We start from the raw sequence: 20,113 nt of genomic DNA, 5'->3' as shown, positions 1-20,113 counted from the left end.
GCGCCTTGGCGAGAGCATATTAAACATTAACTTCACGGTGACACAAACCATGATTGAATTTACATTAAATGGAAAAAAAGTGCAGACAGATGCTGCATCAGATACGCCTCTCGTTTGGGTGATACGCGATGAGTTTGGATTAAAAGGTACCAAGTTTGGGTGCGGTGTTGCCATGTGTGGCGCATGCACGGTACATATTGACGGCAACGCTGTTCGCTCTTGCTCATATCCTGTTTCGTTAGCTAAAGGCAAGAACGTAAACACTATCGAAAGCCTCAACAATGAGCATCCGCTGCAATCTGCTTGGGTAGAAGAGCAGGTTCCTCAGTGTGGCTATTGTCAGTCTGGTCAAATCATGCAAGCAGCGACCTTACTAGACAGAAACCCAAATCCGAGCGACCAAGATATCGTTAACCACATGAGCGCAAATTATTGCCGCTGTATGGCTTATGCGCGCATAAAAAAAGCGATCAAGCGCGCCGCAACGTCTTCAGTTCAATACTTTGACCCAAACGCTTCATCAGAAGGTGAAAACGCATGAGCATGAAAAACATCTCTCAAGAAAAGAAAGACATGATCAACTTATCTCGCCGTTCTTTCATGGTGGGGTCAATGAAAACGTCTTTATTCATGGCATTTGGTGCTGCCGCTATTCCATCTCTGTTATCAGCGAAAGAAAGTATTGAAACTAAACAGTTTTCACCAAATATCTGGTTTGAAATGGATACAGATGGCAACGTCATCGTCAACATAGCCAAAGCGGAAATGGGTCAGCATATTGGTACGCCAATCGCTAGAATTTTAGCTGATGAGCTTGAGTGCGACTGGGATAAAGTGTCTATAGTGCACGTTGATACAGACCCAAAGTGGGGCTACATGGTAACAGGCGGCTCTTGGTCAATTTTCCATACCTACAAGCCTATGTCTCAGGCAGGCGCCGCTGGCCGCATTGTGTTAATTGATGCAGGTGCGAAACTACTTGGCGTGCCCGCCAATAGTTGCAAGGCAGAAAAAGGCTTTGTTATCTCGGGTAACAAAAAAATTAGCTACGGCGATATTGTAGCGAACGGCAACGTCGACAAAACATTCAGTGCAGATGAGCTCGCGGAACTGCCAATTAAACCGGGTAAAAAACGCCACCTCATTGGTGTTAACGCAGACTACAAAGCACTCGACATCCCGCCTAAAACTAACGGTACTGCAGTATACGGCATTGATGTGGAAGTGGAAAACATGCTTTATGCACGCCCCATTCTGCCTCCGACTCGTTATGGCAGCGCAGTAACGAATGTGGACGACAGTAAAGCTAAGAGCTTACCGGGATACAAAGGTTGTAAAGTGCTCACCGATCCGAGCGGTACTATCGAAGGTTGGGTTACTGTATTGGCTACAGACTACCCCACAGCGATTAAAGCCGTTGATATGGTGAAAGTCAGCTATAACGCCGGTAAAACCGCTAATGTTTCTGAAGCTGATATACAAAAAGAAGGCGAAAGAATTGTACGTGATCGCAAGGAAGGCACCGTTTTTGTCGATGAAGGAAATATAGAGCTGGCGCAATCAAAAGCGGCACAAACTATTGAGGCTTTATATACCACCGCAACTGCCAATCATTTCCAGCTAGAACCACTTAACGCTATTGCTGAATTTAAAGGTGGTAAATGGCATATTCATACTGGTAACCAGTGGCAGAGCCTAACACTCCCTAATGTAGCTAAGGCCGCAGAAGTGCCAGAAAGTGATGTGATCCTTCACCAATATTATCTTGGCGGTGGTTTTGGTCGACGCCTTTATGGAGATTGGATTGTTCCAGCTTTGCTTACAGCTAAAGCTGCTGGCCAGCCAGTCAAATTGGTGTTCATGCGCCCGGATGATACATTGTTTGATCAACCCCGCTCTGCATCTACCTCGCTGTTTAATGCGTCGTTTGATGAAAATAATCAGTTTTTAGGCATGGAGCATGCGCTTGCGGCAGGCTGGCCAACACTAAAAATGGCACCAGGATTTCTAGCACCAGGAGTAAGCGGCGAAGGAAAAGTCGATATGTTCTCGGCATCTGGCGCCGACCATTGGTACACCATGTCTCACCATCGCGCCCGTGCGGTTAACAATAAGGTAGCACAAGATACATTTACGCCAGGTTGGCTGCGTTCGGTAGGTCAAGGTTGGATTGTATGGGGCTTAGAATCATTTATTGACGAAGTGGCAATGAAAGCGAACAAAGACCCCGTCGACTTCAGACTTGCTATGTTAGACGGAAAAGGAAAACAAGGGGGCAAAGCGCCAGAAAGTGTCGGCGGTGCCACTCGACTTGCCAATACTCTTGAGATTCTTAAGAAAAAGACGGCGAATGTTAAACTTGGTGCTGATGAAGGCATTGGCTATAGCGTAAGTGCAGGTCAAGAACGCACTATGCCAGCTTGGCTCGCGACTGCAGCTCATGTTCACGTTAACAAGGGCACAGGAAAGATAACGGTTAAGAAGCTATGGGTTGTTTCTGATGCTGGTATTGTTATTCATCCAGATGGCGCAATAGCGCAGCTTGAGGGTTCATTGCTGTGGGGATTGAGCTTGGCACTGTTTGAACATAACGAAGTGAAAAACGGTCAGGTTTCAAAAACAAACTTACACACCTACCTTCCTCTACGTATGAACGATGTTCCAGAAATGGATATTGAACTTGTTGAAAGTGAGGAGTTTCCAGTAGGACTGGGTGAACCAGGCGTTATTGGTGTCGCGCCGGCTATCGGCAATGCCGTGTACCAAGCCATTGGTGTACGGCTACGCCATTTGCCCATGCTTGCTCAACACGTTACCGCAGCATTAAAAGCATGAGGGCAGTATGATGAGAATGATATCTGCTTTAGGGGTAAGCGCCCTATTCGCACTTATGCTTATCGGGTGTAGCTTACATGAAAATGACGATAGCCATCATGAAAGTTTAACTGCTAACGCTTCACAAGTGGCTAACTCAACACCTGCTCCAGGGACACATGCACAGTTCGCTAAGGCAATGTCGGTTTGGATTAACGGCGGCGCACCTTGCCCGACAGAAAGTTAAGTTAAAAAAGTCTTTGCCCGAAATTGAACAGCCCGCGTTTTAAGCGGGCTGTTCAACGAAAGAAGTAGGCACAACTTGTTTAGGCGATATTAGAAATGGTAGTGAGCACTCAATACAAACGATTCTGAACCAGGGTTCGTGTCCCCTAGCCCACCGTTAGAAATGTGGCCAATTTCAGCTTCTAGCGAAAATGATTCAGAAAAATTGTAGAGTCCGGAAAGTGATGAATAGAATTCAATGGTGTCGCCTAAATTTTCAGATTCATCAACAATGCCCGCGTGAAAGGCAACGCGTACTGAAAAGTCATTGTATTTGTAAACGTCTTTTGCCAACCCCGCAGCGAAATAGTGTTGGCCTTGATCTGCGTTTACTAAGAGGACTGTTGGTCGAAATCCGTAAAATGATTCGAGCGGTTTGTGAACATAAGCCACATGCAATGCGTATCGGTCTGCATCATCAAACAGATTCCAAACCGCAGCTCCAACTTTGAGTTCACTACCTTGAGGCAGAGCATGGGTGGAAAGCGATGCAAAAGGTGAAAGTAACGATAATGCAAGTGCGAGTGTTTTTACTGATGTTTTCATGGTTATACTGTTCTAAGCAAAGTTTGAAAGTTTCGCTTTTTCTGACGCTTTTTTTGCGTCATTTTCAAAGCTATTTTGTTTGAGAGTTTATAATGGTAATCAGGTAACTTTTTTCAACCTAGTGCTTATTGACCACCTTATAACTTTGAGGAAAAACACATTCTTATTTGCTCTAAACGTACATATTGAATTAATGAATAAATTTAGGTTTTTTGACCATAGCTGTATTTTGCACATCAAAAATCAACGGCTCCTTATAGCTCAATGAGAGCTGGCTGTAACACTGAGTAGAAATGCATGACTGACGAGAACATTATTGAAAGCACTGTAGAGCGCACCAAGAAAAGTAAGAAAGTATTGGTTCTTTTTGCCCACCCCGCGCAAACCCGCTCGGAAGTGAACGTGCCTCTTTTTCACGAAGCAAAAATAAATAAGCACGTTACCGCCGTTGATTTGTATGCAGAATATCCAGATTTTAATATTGATATTGAACGAGAGCAGCAGCGTTTAATCGACCACGATGTTATTGTTTTTCTGTTTCCGCTGTACTGGTATTCCACACCGTCAATCTTAAAAGAATGGCAAGATTTAGTATTGGAATATGGATTCGCCTACGGTCATGAAGGTACTGCACTTAAAGATAAATTGTTTCTTTGTGCATTAAGTGCAGGTGGCAAAGAGGAAGCCTATCAAACTGACGGTTTCAATCACTACACCATCAGGCAACTGCTTCAGCCTTTAGAGCAAATGGCCCAAATCACAAATATGACCTACATTGCTCCATTTGCAATATTCGGCTCGCGTACCGCCCAAGAAGAGCATCGCATTATTGAACACAGAAGTAAGTGGGTAACTTTACTGAACAAGCTAACCACCAACACTCTCGATTTAGAAAAAGCAAAGCACATCGAGAATCTGGCAGACCTTTGTACATCTCAAGGAGATTAATGTGACTGGCTATTTTCTATATGCATTTATCTATCTGGTCGCCGCCGTAATTGCAGTGCCCATTGCAAAGCGCCTTGGTTTAGGGTCTGTATTAGGCTATTTAATAGCAGGGCTAGTGATTGGCCCCATATTCGGCCTTGTTGGTGACGAAACTGTCGCAATTCAGCATTTTGCTGAATTTGGTGTAGTCATGATGCTGTTTTTAGTTGGGCTAGAGTTAGAGCCTCGTTCGCTTTGGGCCATGAAGTCTAAACTTATGGGCTTAGGCGGCCTGCAGTTAGCACTAACCACAGCACTTATCACTGGCGTAGCCATATTGCTTGATCAGCCTTTTAGCATTGCCCTTACAATAGGCCTTATATTCGCCCTTTCTTCAACCGCTATTGTTTTACAAACGTTGCAAGAAAAAGGGCTGCAAAAAACAGAAGGTGGTAAAGGCGCCTTTTCCGTTTTGTTGTTTCAGGATATCGCGGTTATTCCCATGCTTGCGCTTATACCCCTCCTTGCCATACCCGAGCTGGTCGAAGCAGGAAATGCACATGGCGGCGATACAGGATCGCACGATAGTCTAAACCTTGTTGAAGGGCTTGCCCCTTGGGCTTCAGGTCTCGTGATCATTAGCTCAATTGCCTTTTTAACCATCGGAGGACACTACTTAAGCCGCCCATTGTTCAAGTTTGTTGCCGCTTCTGGTTTACGAGAAATATTCACAGCCACAGCACTCATGCTAATTATCGGCATTGCCGCGTTAATGGGGCTTGTGGGGCTTTCTCCGGCCCTTGGCGCGTTTTTAGCAGGCGTAGTTCTAGCCAATAGTGAATTCAGGCATGAACTTGAAGCCAATATCGAGCCGTTTAAAGGCTTATTGTTAGGTCTCTTTTTTATAACGGTAGGCGCTGGCATTAACTTTTCAGTGCTTAGTGAGAAGCCGGTTTTGATAGCAGGGCTAACTGTCGCAGTTATGCTTGTGAAAGCCATTGTGCTGTTTGTCATCGCCTTAATTTTCAAAATAAAAGGCACTAACAAATGGCTGTTCACACTAAGCCTTGCCCAGGCGGGTGAATTTGGCTTTGTACTGTTAAGTTTTGCCTCGCAGAACTATGTGCTGCCCAACGACATTATTTCTGTACTTTCTCTTGTAGTGGCTATCTCTATGTTCTTAACGCCAGGGCTTTTCATTCTTTTCGACAAAGCCATCATTCCGCGCTATAAAAATGCAAAACCACAGCGTGATGAAGATGTTATCGACGAAAAAGGCACTGTAGTCATTGCTGGTATAGGTCGTTTCGGGCAAATTATTAATCGGCTGTTAGCAGCCAATGACGTTAAAACCGTTGTGCTTGATATTCGCTCAGAGCAGATAGACCTTATCCGACGGATTGGCACCAAAGCCTATTTTGGCGATGCATCCAAACCAGACATTTTGCATACCGCTGGCGCCCATGATGCTGCTTTGTTGGTTATTGCCATCGACGATAGGGAAACTGCCGCAGAAATGGTGAAATACGCAAAGCACGCGCTTCCTAATACCAAAGTGCTTGCCCGTGCCTTTGACCGTGGTCATGGCTATCGCTTGCGCCAGTTGGGCGCGGACTTTGTCGTATCTGAGACCTACCACAGTGCCCTTGAAATGGGTGCAGAAGCATTGCGCTCGCTAAATATTCACCCCTTTCACGTTGAGCGACAAAAAATGGCCTATAAAAATATTGAGACGCAACAAAACGACGTGCTTTATCACGCGTGGGTGGATGACGCTAGTGGCGAACGCGTTGATAACAATTACCTTAAGCTCTTTATAGAACTAGAGTCGCTAATCGAAAATGCCCTAAAAGCAGATTTACACGACAAACATTCAAAGATGCGTGGTTGGACTCCGCCGCCTAAAGGCTATGCTGAAAGCCTTGCGCCCGATGAAAACCCAAATAGAAAGCCAGATAGAAACAATACTTGATCGTGCCGGACTGAATGCTTTTTCTATGGGGATTCATATTTCGTATAGATAAATCGGTATAAAGCTAATGGTTAGCGCTTGTAAATAAGAATAAAAATCTGATCGAAAACGACAAATAGCGCTATAACCTGTAAGAAGATTCAACGAAGCGTCAATTGACTTTTGACCACATTTTTGCCGGTGTGGGTGCGCGCGTTACTAAATTACCCCATTATGAAAGTACAAATGGGAAAAAGTGGTCTATTTAAATGGAGAGTTACCATGTTGTCTGAAAAAAACCTCTTTCACAGCTTAGCCCTGCGCACTGTGGTTGCTATTGCTTCACTCGCTGGATTAAGCGCCTGTGAAGACGCACCTACTCCACCTAAAGCTGTATCATCAACACCGGTAACGCTTTACGAAGTTCAGCATTCAGACGAGACCATCGCGAAATTCCCAGGACAAGTGGAAGCGGCTGAATATTCAAATCTTTCGTTTCGCATTGGCGGCAAACTGCAAGAGCTCAAAGTAAAAGCAGGCGAAGAAGTTAAAGAGAACCAGCTTATTGCACGACTTGACGACAGAGACGCAAAAGCACAACTCGCCACTGCCCAGTCTCAATTTGATGTTTCCTCTGCCATGTTTGAACGTATGGAAGCCTCGGTAGAAAAAGGCGCAGTAAGCCGCTCTACGTTTGATGAGGCGAAAGCAAATTATTTAGCTGCTAAAGCTAGCCTCACAAACGCGCAGGACCAGCTAAGTTATACCGAGCTTCGCGCACCATTTGCAGGGCTTATTGCATCCGTTCCTGTTGAAAATTACCAAGTCATTGTACCGCAGCAAACCATCGCGGAGCTTCATATGCCAGGAGCTATCGACGTAACGTTTCAGCTACCAGAGCAAAAAATGCGTATGATTGATCGTTCTCGGGCCCGCGAAAATCGTACATCGGAAATGGCGTGGGTCACTTTTTCTGGCATGCCAGAAAAACGCTACGCTGCCATGTACAAAGACCACGAGAGCACCACGCGACAAGGCGAGCTAAGCTATGAGGTAACAATTACTCTGCCCGAACCAGACGATATCAATGTTCTAGCGGGCATGAGCGCCACCGTATTACTTGATATGTCGAAGTTGATTGAGTCTGATGCAAAGCTTTGGCTAGTGCCCTTTGGTGCGGTAGTGACTTACAATGCTGAGCCAGAGAAAGCCATTGTGTGGCGCTTCAGACCTGACAGAGACAATGCTAAAAAAGGCACAGTCGAAGCAGTAGAAGTGATGATAACACGCGGTATTTCTAACGGCCTGCTGGTAGAGGGCCCGCTAAACGACGATGATAGAATTGTTGCAGCAGGTGCTCATCTCGTAAAAGAAGGCCAAGTGGTTACTGAGTGGACGAAAGAAGGAGGACTGTAAATTATGGTCGAGTATTTCTTTCGTCAAAAAGTAATAAGCTGGATGGTTGCCATCATTTTAGGTGTTGGCGGCATTGTGACTTTTCTTGGCTTAGGTCAGCTAGAGTTTCCCGAATTCACTATTAGAAATGCTCTGGTTATTACTCAATACCCAGGGGCAACGCCTGAGCAAGTTGAAGAGGAAGTTACGCTGCAGCTTGAAAAAGCGATTCAGCGTATACCTAATGTAAAACGTGTAAGTTCCGTAAACATGCTGGGCTTATCGCAAATTACGGTAGAGCTTAAGAGTAGTGTTCAGGCTAAAGACCTAGAGCAATACTGGGACAACCTACGACGTAAAGTGGGTGACGCACAAGCATCGCTACCCCCTGGTACCAGCACCTCTATTGTGAATGATGACTTTGGTGACGTTTTTGGGCTGCTGCTTACTCTTAAAAGTGAAGACTATTCCCTTAAGCAAATGGAAGATTTTGCTGATTTAATGCAGCGAGAAATTCAGCTTGTTGAAGGTGTTAAGAAAGTATCTATCGCCGGCACGGTAAGTGAACAAATTATTGTGTCTTTAGATCACGATAAAATGAAAGCCCTTAATGTGTCTGCAGAATCCATTGCTGGCTTGTTAACTGCACAAAATGTTGTGGGTAACGCAGGGTCGATTAAAGTTCAGGGCAAGCGCCTGTCCATACAACCCACTGGCGAATTTGATAACCTAGAGGCGTTAGGTCAGGTGGTAATTGGCTCACCTGCAAGCGGCCTTATTCGCTTAACAGATATCGCGACGATTGAGCGCAAGCTTAACGATACCCCTTCAATCCTTTATCACAGTTCTGGCACTCCCGCTCTTTCTATTGGCGTGTCGTTCGCATCGGCGGTAAATGTGGTTGATGTAGGTAAGCGACTTAATACAAAAATTGCCGAGCTGGAGCAGCGTATGCCCCTTGGCATGAGCCTCAACACCGTTTACAACCAGCCTACCGTGGTCGACGATTCTGTCACCGGGTTCTTGATTAACCTAGCTGAAGCCGTGGCCATCGTTATTTTCGTACTCCTGCTTTTCATGGGCTGGCGCAGTGGCGTTCTGATGGGGCTCATTCTTGTACTTACCATTCTTGGCACGTTTATATTGATGTCGGTAAAAGGCATTGAGCTACAAAAAATATCACTAGGAGCCCTTATCATTGCTCTTGGTATGTTGGTCGACAACGCTATCGTGGTAACCGAAGGCATGTTGATTGGGGTTAGAAAAGGGCAAACCAAGCTTCAGGCAGCAAAAGACGTGGTGTCGCAAAACGGTTTACCGCTGCTTGGCGCGACTGTAATTGCCATAACCGCTTTTGCGCCAATTGGCCTTTCGCCAGATGCCACAGGTGAATTCGTCGGCTCCCTCTTCTGGGTACTGTGCTTTTCGCTTTTCTTAAGTTGGATCACCGCGCTTACCATTACCCCCTTCTTTTTCGACTTACTGTTTAAAACAGAAAAAGAGCGCGGCAATAGTAATGAAGACGACGACCCATACAAGGGCATTATTTTTACGGTTTACAAACGTGTGCTAACTGCAGCTATCAATCATCGTTACGTGACAATTGTACTAGTACTTGTTGCATTAGTAGGCAGTATGGCGTCAGGGAAATTCGTAAAAAATGCGTTTTTCCCAGATTCATCCACACCACTGTTTTTCGTCGATTTGTGGCTGCCTGAAGGAAGCGACATCTTAACCACCGAGCAGTCTATTCGCCGCTTAGAAGACAGTGTGCTAGGCATGGAGAATATTGCCAACGTTACAAGCGTTATTGGCGGTGGAGCACAGCGCCTTACCCTCACCTATGCGCCAGAAGACAGATACGCCAGTTATGGCCAGCTTATTGTTGAAACTAACACGGTTGAGTCTCGTGATGCTCGTATGCGAGAAATAATCGAACTAGTGCGAGAAGACTTCCCTAATGTGCAATACAAGGTAAAAGCACTTCAAGTAGGCCCTTCTGCAAAAGCGGCAATTGAAGCAAGAATCTACGGGCCAGAGCCTGACGTTTTGCGTGAGATAAGCAGCGACATTGAAGCGATATTTCAAGCAGAGAAAACCATGGACAGCGTGCGACTGTCGTGGAGCAACAAAGTCCCATTTGTTGAACCTGTGTTTCTGGAAGAACAAGCCAGACGTATCGGTGTAACGCGAGATGCTGTTCACACTGCGTTTTTACTTAACAATGAGGGTGAAACTGTTGGCCTTTATCGAGAAGGCAGCGATTTAATTCCTATCGTAATGCGCAACGATCCAAACCAGCGCTATGACATTGACAACCTTGCCTCTCTCAACGTATGGAGCCAAGAGCAAGGTAAATACATAAGCATGGCTGACGTTGTTAGCAATGTGGATGTATCGCTAGATAACCCTATCATCAAACGCCGTAATCGGGTGCGTATGCTGGCGGTTTATGCTGAGCCCATGCCCTTGTCAGGCGAGACGGCAGCGAGCGTGCAAGCGAAAGTTCGCCCTCTTGTAGAAGAACTTAAACTGCCTGATGGCTATCGCATTGAATGGGGCGGCGAATACGAAACCTCAACCGACGCGCAAAGCGCCCTCTTCGCCAGCATGCCTATTGGTATATTGGGAATGTTTATTATCACCGTATTGCTGTTTGGCAAGCTTCGCCAAGCTTTAGCCATATGGGGCATAATACCGCTTACTACCATCGGCATTATTGGAGGCTTGGTATTAGTTGGCGCACCTTTTACTTTTATGGCGCTGCTGGGCAGCTTAAGTCTTATCGGTATGGTGCTTAAAAACGGTATTGTATTGATGGAAGAAATAAACGTACAGGCAAAAGGTAACAGCGGCGCGTTTGAAGCGGTTGTTACCGCATCAGTATCTCGTGTACGACCGGTTTCAATGGCAGCCATCACTACCATATTAGGTATGATCCCGCTGTTTTCTGACGCGTTCTTCGCATCAATGGCGGTCGTCATTGTATTTGGTCTGACCGTCGCCACCGTGCTTACACTACTCATATTGCCTGTTCTGCACTGTACGTTCCACGGCATTAAGTCTGAATAGAAAATAATTGACGCAAATTCAACTAGCTAGATGTTTATTGAAAAAGGTGAGCGCTAAAGCGACGTTAAACTAAGGTGTGAAGTAATATAGTTAACAGCCAGCATAAGACGCTGATTCTTATGCTGGCTGCATACTATCGCTTAGCTGCAACCTATCCTTCCAAACAAAAACTACACCCGCCAGTTTACTTTTAACTAAATTGGTTTATCATCAGTAAACTACACTGTGCAGTATACTTTCAATTTAAGGTGAGAGCATGCCTGTTTTTAATCGCACACGCTTTCTCGATGGAGTTTTATTTATGACATCTTTCTGTGGTTCTTCAAACCCCCTTGCTGCAAGCGCGTCGCAACCTCAAAAATTCACTAATACTCATATTGAATATAAAACGACGTGGCGAGACATGTGGAAAGTCACCAAAGCGTATTTTCGTGACAATAGAGATGCTGCAACGCCAACGTTTGACATACCCGTGTCGGCACTTACACCACAAATGCTTGACGCAGTTGCAGAAGACAGCGTGATAAAGTTGGGCCACTCTACTACGCTATTGAAACTTGCCGATCGTTATATATTGTTCGATCCGGTTTTTAGTGAGCGTGCTTCCCCCGTACAATGGATGGGACCCAAGCGTTTCCACCAAACGCCAATTTCACTGGAAGACTTGCCTAAATTAGGTGCCGTTATCATAAGTCACGACCATTACGATCATTTAGATAAGGGCAGTATTGAAATACTAAAAAACAAGGTCGACGTGTTTATTACACCGCTAAAAGTAGGCAATCATTTACGCGACTGGGGTGTGGATGCAAATAAAGTTGTTGAGCTAAATTGGTGGCAAAGTACAAAAGTGAGCGACATTGAAATAGTGGCCACACCGTCTCAGCATTTCTCAGGGCGGGGTTTATTTGATAGAGACGAAACCCTTTGGGCAAGTTGGGTTATCAAATCTGCGAATACCAACATCTTTTAGAGCGGTGACTCGGGCTATTTTGACGGATTTAAAGCCATTGGTGAAAAGTATGGTCCGTTTGATTTATCTATGATTGAAACCGGCGCGTACAACGAACTATGGTCTGACATTCACATGCTGCCTGAAGAGAGCTTGCAAGCCCACATTGATATCCAAGCTAGTGTCATGATGCCCGTGCACAACAGTACCTTTGATTTAGCACTACATAATTGGAATGAGCCTTTAATAAAAATCACAGACCTTGCTGGTGCTAAGGGTGTTCCCACCAGTATTCCTATTTTTGGTGAAATAGTACCTGTTAAGAGTGCAGGAGAAGCACCTAATAAAACCTGGTGGTTAGATAACAGATAAAGCGTAAAGGTAATATAAAGACTTCATTACCTCTCGCTTAACTTTATGTTTTGCTATACATTTGTGATTATATTGTGTAAGTGGCACTCATTTATTTTGTAAGCTACATTTAAAATACACTGCGCTTCCGTCGAATAGCGGTGAGTAGAGTAACGCTACGAAGCTTAAATATCACCAAATTATTTAAATGGTTACATGTTATTGCTTACAACCATTTGAGAAAACATAAATTCCTCAGTTAAAGGAGATAACTGCTAGTAATGAAGCTATCGAGTCGAACGAATCTGGGCCTTGTCACCCTATTGTTTTTAGCATTTACTGCATTATCTGTCGCCGAATTACGTGAACTACAAGCACATACTTCTAGGGCGGTAACGCTACAGGCCGAGAAGAGCGCTGAAATTCTTAAAGACAGCATTAATCAGGTAAGTTCCCCTCCTCTTCAAACAGATCAATTAATACTGAATGCTTTACTAGAAAGTGCCGTTGCACAACCTTACATATCAGCCGCTGCTTTTATCGACGCAGATGGCAACGAAATAGCGCAACGGGAAAGGCCCTTGAAGAGTACCGTGCCTTCATGGTTTTCTCTCATTGACCCGAGTGCTAACTATACCAAGCGTGTGTCTTTAGGCCCTAGCGGGAGCAACCTTGTTTTAACATCGAGTAAGCAAGAAACCGCAGCTAGGTTTACGTCTGCGCTAGTAAAAAATATCGCTGCTTTTGTCGTGATAGCAGCGCTTCTTTCTTTTTTCGTGACGATAATGAATCGAAAGGCTAAACGGCCTATTTACGATACTGTAAAGAAACTCAATGAAATTGGTAGCCATAATTTCACGTCTCCTGAGGTTACTGTATCCAGTAACGATTTTAGACCGCTAACCGAAGCCGCTAACTCCCTAGCAAGCACGCTTTCTTCTAAATTTGATGAGCTTAAGCGACAGTCAGAACTCTTTAAAAAAGAAGCCAGTAAAGATCCTCTCACAACACTGGCAAATAGAGGCGCTTTCGAGCGCCACATGCGTGCTTTACTCAATGAAAACGCGCCTTGCCAAGAAAAAGAACTCATTATTGTGCGGCTGGCCCAATTAGGCAGCATCAACACAAAATTAGGAATGGTGCCTGGTGATAATTACATAAAAGCGGTAGCAAACGTGCTGCTTGAGGAAGCCAAAAATAACAACAACATTCGTTTTGTGTTTCGATTATCGGGTGGAGATTTGGCGCTAATCTGCGAAGCCATGGAACACGCTACCAGAGAAATGATGCTTGGTAACATTACTCAGCAGTGTGCGACTGTTTCGCCACTGCGAGATGGTACAAGAGCTATTTTTATAGGTATTACGCGGTTTGTTGGAACGATGTCCATGCAGCAAATTATGGAAAGTGTGGATAGCGCCCTCATCGCGGCAATGAAAACCCAGAACGGCTGGCAGTTGGCGTCTGACATATCAAAAGTGCACAGCAATTCTCAATGGCGTGAACGGCTGAACTATATTGTCTCTCAGCAGTACGCTGACATTATGATTCAGCCCGTGATGGACACAGAACAAAACGTTCCCGCTTATTACGAAACATCAGGTCGATTTAAAGACAAAGACACGAATGATGTTATTCCAATGGCACAACTCATCCCGGCTTCTGAACGGCTTGACCTCATCCCGCAGGTAGACAAGTTAGTTACTCATATCGTTCTAAAGAAGCTAGAAGTTACCTCACAACAAGTTGCGGTCAACCTTAGCATAGCGTCAATTGCCAATGCTGAATTTAGAGACTGGTTAGTTAAAGAAATCGCGAAACGTAGACAGTTAAGCAATAGACTACTTTTTGAGATAGAAGACGCAGCATTAATTCAACATAGAGAGGCAGCGGAATCGCTTTGTCGTCAATTAATTCACCTTGGTAGTCGCGTTACCATTGAACGTTTTGGTGACAATTTCGCGTCACTTTCCGGCCTTCGCGCAATACAACCACAGTTTGTAAAACTTTCTGGTCGGTTGACTCAGGGCATTCACACGAATGAAGACAACAAGCTGTTTGTTTCGAGTCTTGTCAGTATAGCGAAAGGTTTGAACATAAAAGTCATTGCTGAAATGGTAGAAAACGAAGCGGAGTCAGTAGCGTTAATCAAGTTAGGCGTCGCTCATCAGCAAGGCTATTATTTCGCAAAGCCCGCGCTGTGGAACGTGTATTAATAGGCCATGGGTTGGGTAATTGGCAAACGTTTATCACGCATTAATATCGGATTCCTAAGCTAAATGTCAGAGTAAATACTAAGAGACGTGACTTTTATACTTACTTGCTTTGTTCTACGTACAGGGTCTCTATGGCGTCTGCGCTTATTGGCCGCGAGAATAGATAGCCTTGAACAAACTCTACGTTTAGTGATTTGCAATAGTCAGACTGACTCTCTGTTTCCACCCCTTCCACGACAATCTTCAAATTTAATTTATGGCCTACGTTAACAATGGCCTCCATTAATGCACTATCAAAATCATTTTCTGGTGCGCCATCAAGAAAAGAACGGTCGATTTTTAAATGCGAGACCGGAAAATGCTTTAAATAGCTCAGCGAAGAGTAGCCTGTACCGAAATCGTCAATGGAGATTTCCATTCCGAGATCTCTTTGTGCTTTCAGACCGTCTAGAATGATGCTGTCTGATTTAATAAGCACGTTCTCGGTAAGCTCTAACCCTATATCTTCCGGTGATAAAGCATACTCCTCTCGATATGCAGTCAGGCTATCAAAATATGAGCTTTTCTCTAACTCTTTACCCGACACATTTATATCGATTCGAATTTCAATACCCTTTTCCTTCCATGCCTGGGCCTGCTGACATGCTTTTTTTAATACCCGATTTCCTAAATCGCCAATAAGCTCACCGCGTTCAGCGATAGGTATGAAAACATCGGGCGTCACTGCCTTTGTTTTATCTTCAGGACACCATCTAAGCAAAGCTTCACAGGAAGCAAATTTGCCAGTTTTCACATCGATCTGGGGTTGGAATAAAAGTTCGAATTCATCATTTCTCAGCGATTCACGCAAATTAGCTGCAATCCGTCTTTGTTCGCGAAGTCGATGACTTAACGTATTAGTAAAAAAGTGGTATCGATTACGGCCTTCGGCTTTCGCCTGGTACATTGCAGCGTCAGCATGCTTTAAAAGGTCGTCAATAACATCACCGTCACGAGGATACATACTGATCCCTATACTAGAAGTAATGTGAACATTTTCAGTACTCAACGCAAAGCTATCTATAAAGCAGGCAGACAACGTTTTTGCGATTTCCTCACATCTATCTTCGCAGGTGACTTCATTGGCTAAATAAACGAACTCATCACCACCAAACCGAGCAAGTACGCCATTAGCGCTATCAATACAGCCTGACAAGCGCTTAGCAACCGATTTAAGTAGTTCATCACCCCAAGTATGCCCTAAGGTATCGTTAACCTCTTTAAACATGTCGAGGTCGATAAAAAATAGCCCAAAACCTGAGTTAGATGATTTTGCATTATCGATGACGGAGGTTAAGCATTGTTCTAATGCGCGCCTATTCGGTAGATTTGTGAGTAGGTCAGTTGACGCCATTCGCTCCAGTTCTTGACGTATCTCGTGCTGTTCGGTTAAGTCAATATCAACGCAGTACATCTCTGGCGAATCAGTACCTTGTTTTAACATCACATGAGAAGAAAAAACGTGAACAGGTTGCCCCCCTTTTTTCTTCAACACTAATTCATCTGAAGGGATAGGTTCGTCAAATTCAATCCAGCGCTGATGGAATTTAACAACGTCATCTCTCATAAAGTTAGGAATTATGAGGTCTTCAAGCTTTTGGCCAAGTGCCTCGCTCTCGCTATAGCCATAAATATCTGTACTTGATTTATTCCAATAGATCACGTTTCGGTGCTTGTCGTATCCTTGGACCGATACTTTTGGTAACGCGCTAATAAGCTCTAGGAACCGCCTTTCGGCAGCACCATGTTGTGCAAACAACAGGGGCTCTTGGTATCTCTTTAAGCTCATTGCACTCCCGTAACTCCTATTTAAGTACTTAGCGTTCGATAAAAATTATCAGCACTATTTCAGTGTAGTCTAAAACCGGCAGTTGGATGGTCTTATAAGAGGTTATACTCGATACCGGTTTAAAATTTAGGCAGCTTATATAAAGCATACCGCGCAAATAACGGAAATAGGATTCTACAAAAGGTGAAATTTGATTGGATGTAGATGGTGCTTGATGAGTATCAGAGCGTTCTTGAATTCACCCTATAAAATAATATAACCGAAGCCTATAAATAAATCTCTTAGACTAACTAACTTGAGTTGATTGCTATTGAGAGCCACGTGCATTTAAAAAATACATGAGTCAGCTAGACTGCCTTCATTATTTTTAAGTTAAGGAAAACAAAGAGAGAAAGAATGGAATCAGTAAATATTGTTCTGTCTTCAACCTTGTATGATATGAAGTTTGCAATAAGTGCTATTCACTCAGAAACTCTCCTCTGAGTGTTAATGTCCACTTGAGTGAAATTGGAGCACTTTTATTATCCCGATTAGTAATTTTCTTTCTAATTGGATAAAAAAATAAGAGAATAAATGCGAAGCAGAATGCAGCCTTAAACGGCATACTGCTAAAAAGTCAGTTGACTACGTCAGGAGGTGCTTTGACTACTCAGCAAATTTAGACCGCAATTCTCGAGCGATATCGAGGTCAATATCTGTTTCTTTGCTCACCAGCCAGTTAATACGCTCCATGCAACGAGGAAAGTTGCTGTTTTGCTTAACGGTACTTCCCGATGTATCAATCAGGTGATTGAGTAAACGCAGCACGTTATCAAAAGCTTCAATGGTTATTAATCCAGTTTGTTCATGGTAGTTAATCAACCGGATAATCGTCACAGGTAAGCTAAATTGGTACATTTCATCTAACCAGGGTTTCATAGTACCAGGTCGGCTAAGGTTCAGCACATTGATATTGATGCGCTTATGAATATCATTTTTATTTTGCGACAAGTGCACAATAATGTGCGTATTACAAACAGCTACAAGGCTCAGCATGTTTGGGTGAGTGACGCGCGATTTTACATATTTAGCGAATTTAAAATGCCAATTCCACAGTGTTTTTTCCTCACCGAGCTCTGGCGCATTTATAGACGACCACCAGGCCAAATGAGTGAATGAGAATCGAAAATAACTCTCTACTAATTGCCTGGGATCAGCTTGCTGAGTATGCATTTCATTATTCATCGCTTCGATGAAGCGTCGCAGCTCTATTAACGAGTATAACCCCTTCAACGATAGTTCACGGTTAGGTTTGATTGCCGTTAGAGTTTTCCCCCTAATTCGTTCGGAAGGAGCCGAGTAATTACTAATCAGCATCAAGGTGCCATTATCAGCTTTATTATCTAACAGAACGTTAAGCAATTTCAGGGCAACATCAAGCGGCTCTTTTATTACAACTTTAACCCATCGAAAAAGCTCAATATTGGCAAATCCTAGCAAAACAGAAACGAGCCACTTTTTAGCAAGTAAGTTACTCCCTTGCGCTGCTGTGTTTAGAATGAACACAAATTTAGCATCAAAAATAAATGTCAGTCGATACCAATTGGTCTCTATTGCCTCTGAAAATAACTTGTTACGCAAGGGCACACCAAACTGTTTTATTAACTCATGGCGGCGCGAGTCATTGGTTTGCAAACACAACAACCAAAGATAGACCGCTGTATTATCTAACGAATAATCGTCTTTTGAAGTCCGGTTAAATGCTGTAGCTTTGATGTTTTGTAATTCTTCACCGAGAATTTCAGTGTTTGAGCTTGTCCATGCCGCCGAGGCAAACAGCTTCAGCAAGCGATCTAAAAAGCTTTGGTTATATTTAAGCCGCTCATTTTTCAAAACATACCAAACCAGGCTTTTTATACTTTGTATGGAGTTCTCTTTAAGCTCCCAACTTTCGCCATAATTAGTATTTTCTACATCAACATACAATGCAATGTCACAAGTCTTGTTATTAAGGTAACTCTTTATAATCTGGTTTAAACATAAAGCATGGCCATCATCCGCACCTATTTTTAACCAGCCGAAGGCAGTTTTTGTGTCATATGGACAATTATCGGTATTTGTCGCTTCCCAGTAAACCGCAATGGCACTGTCATGATAACCAAGCTCAATGTTCTCAGTATGTTCCCGAAAAGCAACTTCTCTGCTTTGAATTACTCCACTGTCTTTAAATTCTGAATCCAGGTGAAACTCGGCGAGTAAATATCTGGCACGACAGCATCCCATAGATTCTGCCTTAGCCAACATTTCCAGGCCGAGATCGATGTTCTGCTGAAAGTGTCTATTTTGGGCTTCGCCGGTTAGAAAGCACTCCCCAAAATAGCGAAGCGTCGGTATATAATTACTCTCATGAAGTTTGGTGAATTGCTCCAGGGCCTGTTCTGACATGCCAGATGGCCAGGTATGATATGCCAGGTAACCAAATTGTTGTGCACTGTTTAATTCAGAAAACTTTTCGCCCAACGCTTGGATAATTTTATCGTAGGGGTTTTCAACTGCCACATTGTACTTTTGTTTTAAAAAAGCCGTCGGGCATTGGGTATTTTCAATTTCTGAATCAAACAAATAACTAAGCGGAAAGACTGCTTCGTGACATCTGTTTTCATAAGCTTGTAGAAATAACCCGCACGCTTTTTCTTCGTTGATACCTAAATTGGTATCTCCATAGTGATAAAGTTCTCCCAACACGTACATAGCTTCCTTGCAGCCTCGTCCCGCAGCCGCTTGTAAATAGTCAATTGCTTTTTGGCTGTCGATCTTAATACCAAAACGGCCCGATAAATAAAACAGCGCAAGGTGGACATGCTCCATATCCGATTTAACAATTTTATCTTCTAATGCGGCTTTATAGGCACGCGCCTCATCAGTTGGCCAAGGCAGACGAAACTTGTGATAAATATCTTCGGGTGACTCAGCAGCAGGTAATTGAGATTGAGCTTCTCTCGACTGACCATTCTGCTTAAAGTATTTTTTCCTCTCCAATTTGAGGATTGCATCGCTAATATCGCGATAAAAGTCTTCGGGTAAAGGTTCAGTAAACCTGAAAGCCTGATAATCAGAAAGTTTCGGTTCATTCGGTACATAAGGCTTGCAGCGCTCAAACACCTCTTCCATATCCATACCGACAATAACAGGAATAAGCGTGCAATGTTTCGAATTGATAGCCCAGTTAAGTTCTTCAATAATAAAATTACGATTGAAATCATGCCCTTGTTCGATGCGCTCAACGTAATCGCGTGTAAACAGAGCCACCACGTACGTCGCCTCTTTTATCGAGGATTCTAGTTGAGGTGAAAATTCACCGGGTAATAATTCCGAAGTATCTATAAATACTTTAAGACCAAGCCGTTGTAAGTGGGCTGCTATATCGCTTGCTATCTTACTGTCGTTACCCTTGCGGTAACTTACAAAACAGTCGAACTTCACTACAGTTTCATTCCAGAAGTTAACATTGCTGGTACCCGGTACCAAACAAATTTACCTGCGCGTCAGCCCTTGCAGACATATTATGTCTGTTCATAAAGTGACGTCGTTCCATGTTGGGAACTAAGATTGCTTTACTCTTTGTGTAATTGCAACCGTTCAGGATAAATTGTGGAAACTTCACACGCAGCCAAATTTTTATAATTTCTTTGATTAATTGAATCACTTTCTATGTATCAGCACTTACCAACGCCCTTCTCCTGCCCCTGCCGGAATCAATAAATAATTGAAAAGATTAGTTTAAAAGTACACTATAA

At 43.7% G+C, this 20,113-nt stretch carries 11 protein-coding genes and 1 pseudogene; 9 read left to right on the top strand and 3 right to left on the bottom strand.

From position 1 onward, the window contains the following. Positions 1–49: 49 nt before the first annotated feature. Genes AC27KT_RS04450 through AC27KT_RS04440 form a run of 3 tightly spaced genes read left to right on the top strand, consistent with a single transcriptional unit; the run spans position 50 to position 3,061 of the window. On the top strand, positions 50–541 hold the full coding sequence (locus AC27KT_RS04450) for a (2Fe-2S)-binding protein (protein WP_487127731.1): 492 nt from the start codon (positions 50–52) through the stop codon (positions 539–541). Next, positions 538–2,835 (top strand): xanthine dehydrogenase family protein molybdopterin-binding subunit, encoded by a 2,298-nt coding sequence (locus AC27KT_RS04445; RefSeq protein WP_487127729.1) that lies wholly within the window; start codon positions 538–540, stop codon positions 2,833–2,835. Before AC27KT_RS04450 ends, AC27KT_RS04445 begins: the two co-directional genes overlap by 4 nt. A 7-nt stretch (positions 2,836–2,842) precedes the next feature. Further along, positions 2,843–3,061, top strand: a complete 219-nt coding sequence (locus AC27KT_RS04440; protein ID WP_487127727.1) for a hypothetical protein — start codon at positions 2,843–2,845, stop codon at positions 3,059–3,061. A gap of 89 nt (positions 3,062–3,150) precedes the next feature. On the opposite strand, the gene AC27KT_RS04435 is transcribed toward AC27KT_RS04440, so the two are convergent. After that, on the bottom strand, positions 3,151–3,645 hold the full coding sequence (locus AC27KT_RS04435; RefSeq protein WP_487127725.1) for an acyloxyacyl hydrolase: 495 nt from the start codon (positions 3,643–3,645) through the stop codon (positions 3,151–3,153). 297 nt (positions 3,646–3,942) lie between these two features. Here AC27KT_RS04435 and AC27KT_RS04430 point away from each other — a divergent pair, with 297 nt between their 5' ends. The 6 genes and pseudogenes from AC27KT_RS04430 to AC27KT_RS04405 all read left to right on the top strand — a co-directional run bounded on the left by AC27KT_RS04430 (position 3,943) and on the right by AC27KT_RS04405 (position 14,509). Further along, a complete protein-coding gene (locus AC27KT_RS04430) occupies positions 3,943–4,593 on the top strand; it encodes an NAD(P)H-dependent oxidoreductase (protein ID WP_487127723.1) in 651 nt (216 codons plus the stop codon). Position 4,594: 1 nt separating this feature from the next. Further along, positions 4,595–6,544, top strand: a complete 1,950-nt coding sequence (locus tag AC27KT_RS04425) for a monovalent cation:proton antiporter-2 (CPA2) family protein (protein WP_487127721.1) — start codon at positions 4,595–4,597, stop codon at positions 6,542–6,544. Positions 6,545–6,805: 261 nt separating this feature from the next. Next, on the top strand, positions 6,806–7,939 hold the full coding sequence (locus AC27KT_RS04420) for an efflux RND transporter periplasmic adaptor subunit (protein ID WP_487127719.1): 1,134 nt from the start codon (positions 6,806–6,808) through the stop codon (positions 7,937–7,939). 3 nt (positions 7,940–7,942) lie between these two features. Next, on the top strand, positions 7,943–10,990 hold the full coding sequence (locus AC27KT_RS04415) for an efflux RND transporter permease subunit (RefSeq protein WP_487127717.1): 3,048 nt from the start codon (positions 7,943–7,945) through the stop codon (positions 10,988–10,990). A 256-nt stretch (positions 10,991–11,246) separates the two neighbouring features. After that, positions 11,247–12,314, top strand: a pseudogene (locus AC27KT_RS04410) (MBL fold metallo-hydrolase). A 260-nt stretch (positions 12,315–12,574) separates the two neighbouring features. Then, positions 12,575–14,509, top strand: coding sequence for an EAL domain-containing protein (locus AC27KT_RS04405; RefSeq protein ID WP_487127715.1), 1,935 nt, complete (start codon positions 12,575–12,577; stop codon positions 14,507–14,509). A 100-nt stretch (positions 14,510–14,609) separates the two neighbouring features. Here the strand turns inward: AC27KT_RS04405 and AC27KT_RS04400 are convergent, their stop codons facing one another. Beyond that, complete coding sequence (locus AC27KT_RS04400) at positions 14,610–16,337, bottom strand: sensor domain-containing protein (protein WP_487127713.1); 1,728 nt, start codon at positions 16,335–16,337, stop codon at positions 14,610–14,612. Between the two features lie 645 nt (positions 16,338–16,982). Beyond that, complete coding sequence (locus AC27KT_RS04395; protein WP_487127711.1) at positions 16,983–19,799, bottom strand: TIR domain-containing protein; 2,817 nt, start codon at positions 19,797–19,799, stop codon at positions 16,983–16,985. Between the last annotated feature and the right edge of the window lie 314 nt (positions 19,800–20,113).

It is taken from the genome of Alteromonas sp. 5NW40-0090 (assembly GCF_057552975.1).
The sequence above is the reverse complement of the archived record's forward strand: the minus strand, read 5'-3'. Positions and strand labels throughout refer to the sequence as shown.

Coding starts and splice junctions, on each gene's coding strand:
- AC27KT_RS04430 (WP_487127723.1), top strand. CDS start 3,943: ATGACTGACGAGAACATTATTGAAAGCACTGTAGAGCGCACCAAGAAA.
- AC27KT_RS04400 (WP_487127713.1), bottom strand. CDS start 16,337: ATGAGCTTAAAGAGATACCAAGAGCCCCTGTTGTTTGCACAACATGGT.
- AC27KT_RS04420 (WP_487127719.1), top strand. CDS start 6,806: ATGTTGTCTGAAAAAAACCTCTTTCACAGCTTAGCCCTGCGCACTGTG.
- AC27KT_RS04445 (WP_487127729.1), top strand. CDS start 538: ATGAGCATGAAAAACATCTCTCAAGAAAAGAAAGACATGATCAACTTA.
- AC27KT_RS04415 (WP_487127717.1), top strand. CDS start 7,943: ATGGTCGAGTATTTCTTTCGTCAAAAAGTAATAAGCTGGATGGTTGCC.
- AC27KT_RS04435 (WP_487127725.1), bottom strand. CDS start 3,645: ATGAAAACATCAGTAAAAACACTCGCACTTGCATTATCGTTACTTTCA.
- AC27KT_RS04405 (WP_487127715.1), top strand. CDS start 12,575: ATGAAGCTATCGAGTCGAACGAATCTGGGCCTTGTCACCCTATTGTTT.
- AC27KT_RS04440 (WP_487127727.1), top strand. CDS start 2,843: ATGATGAGAATGATATCTGCTTTAGGGGTAAGCGCCCTATTCGCACTT.
- AC27KT_RS04450 (WP_487127731.1), top strand. CDS start 50: ATGATTGAATTTACATTAAATGGAAAAAAAGTGCAGACAGATGCTGCA.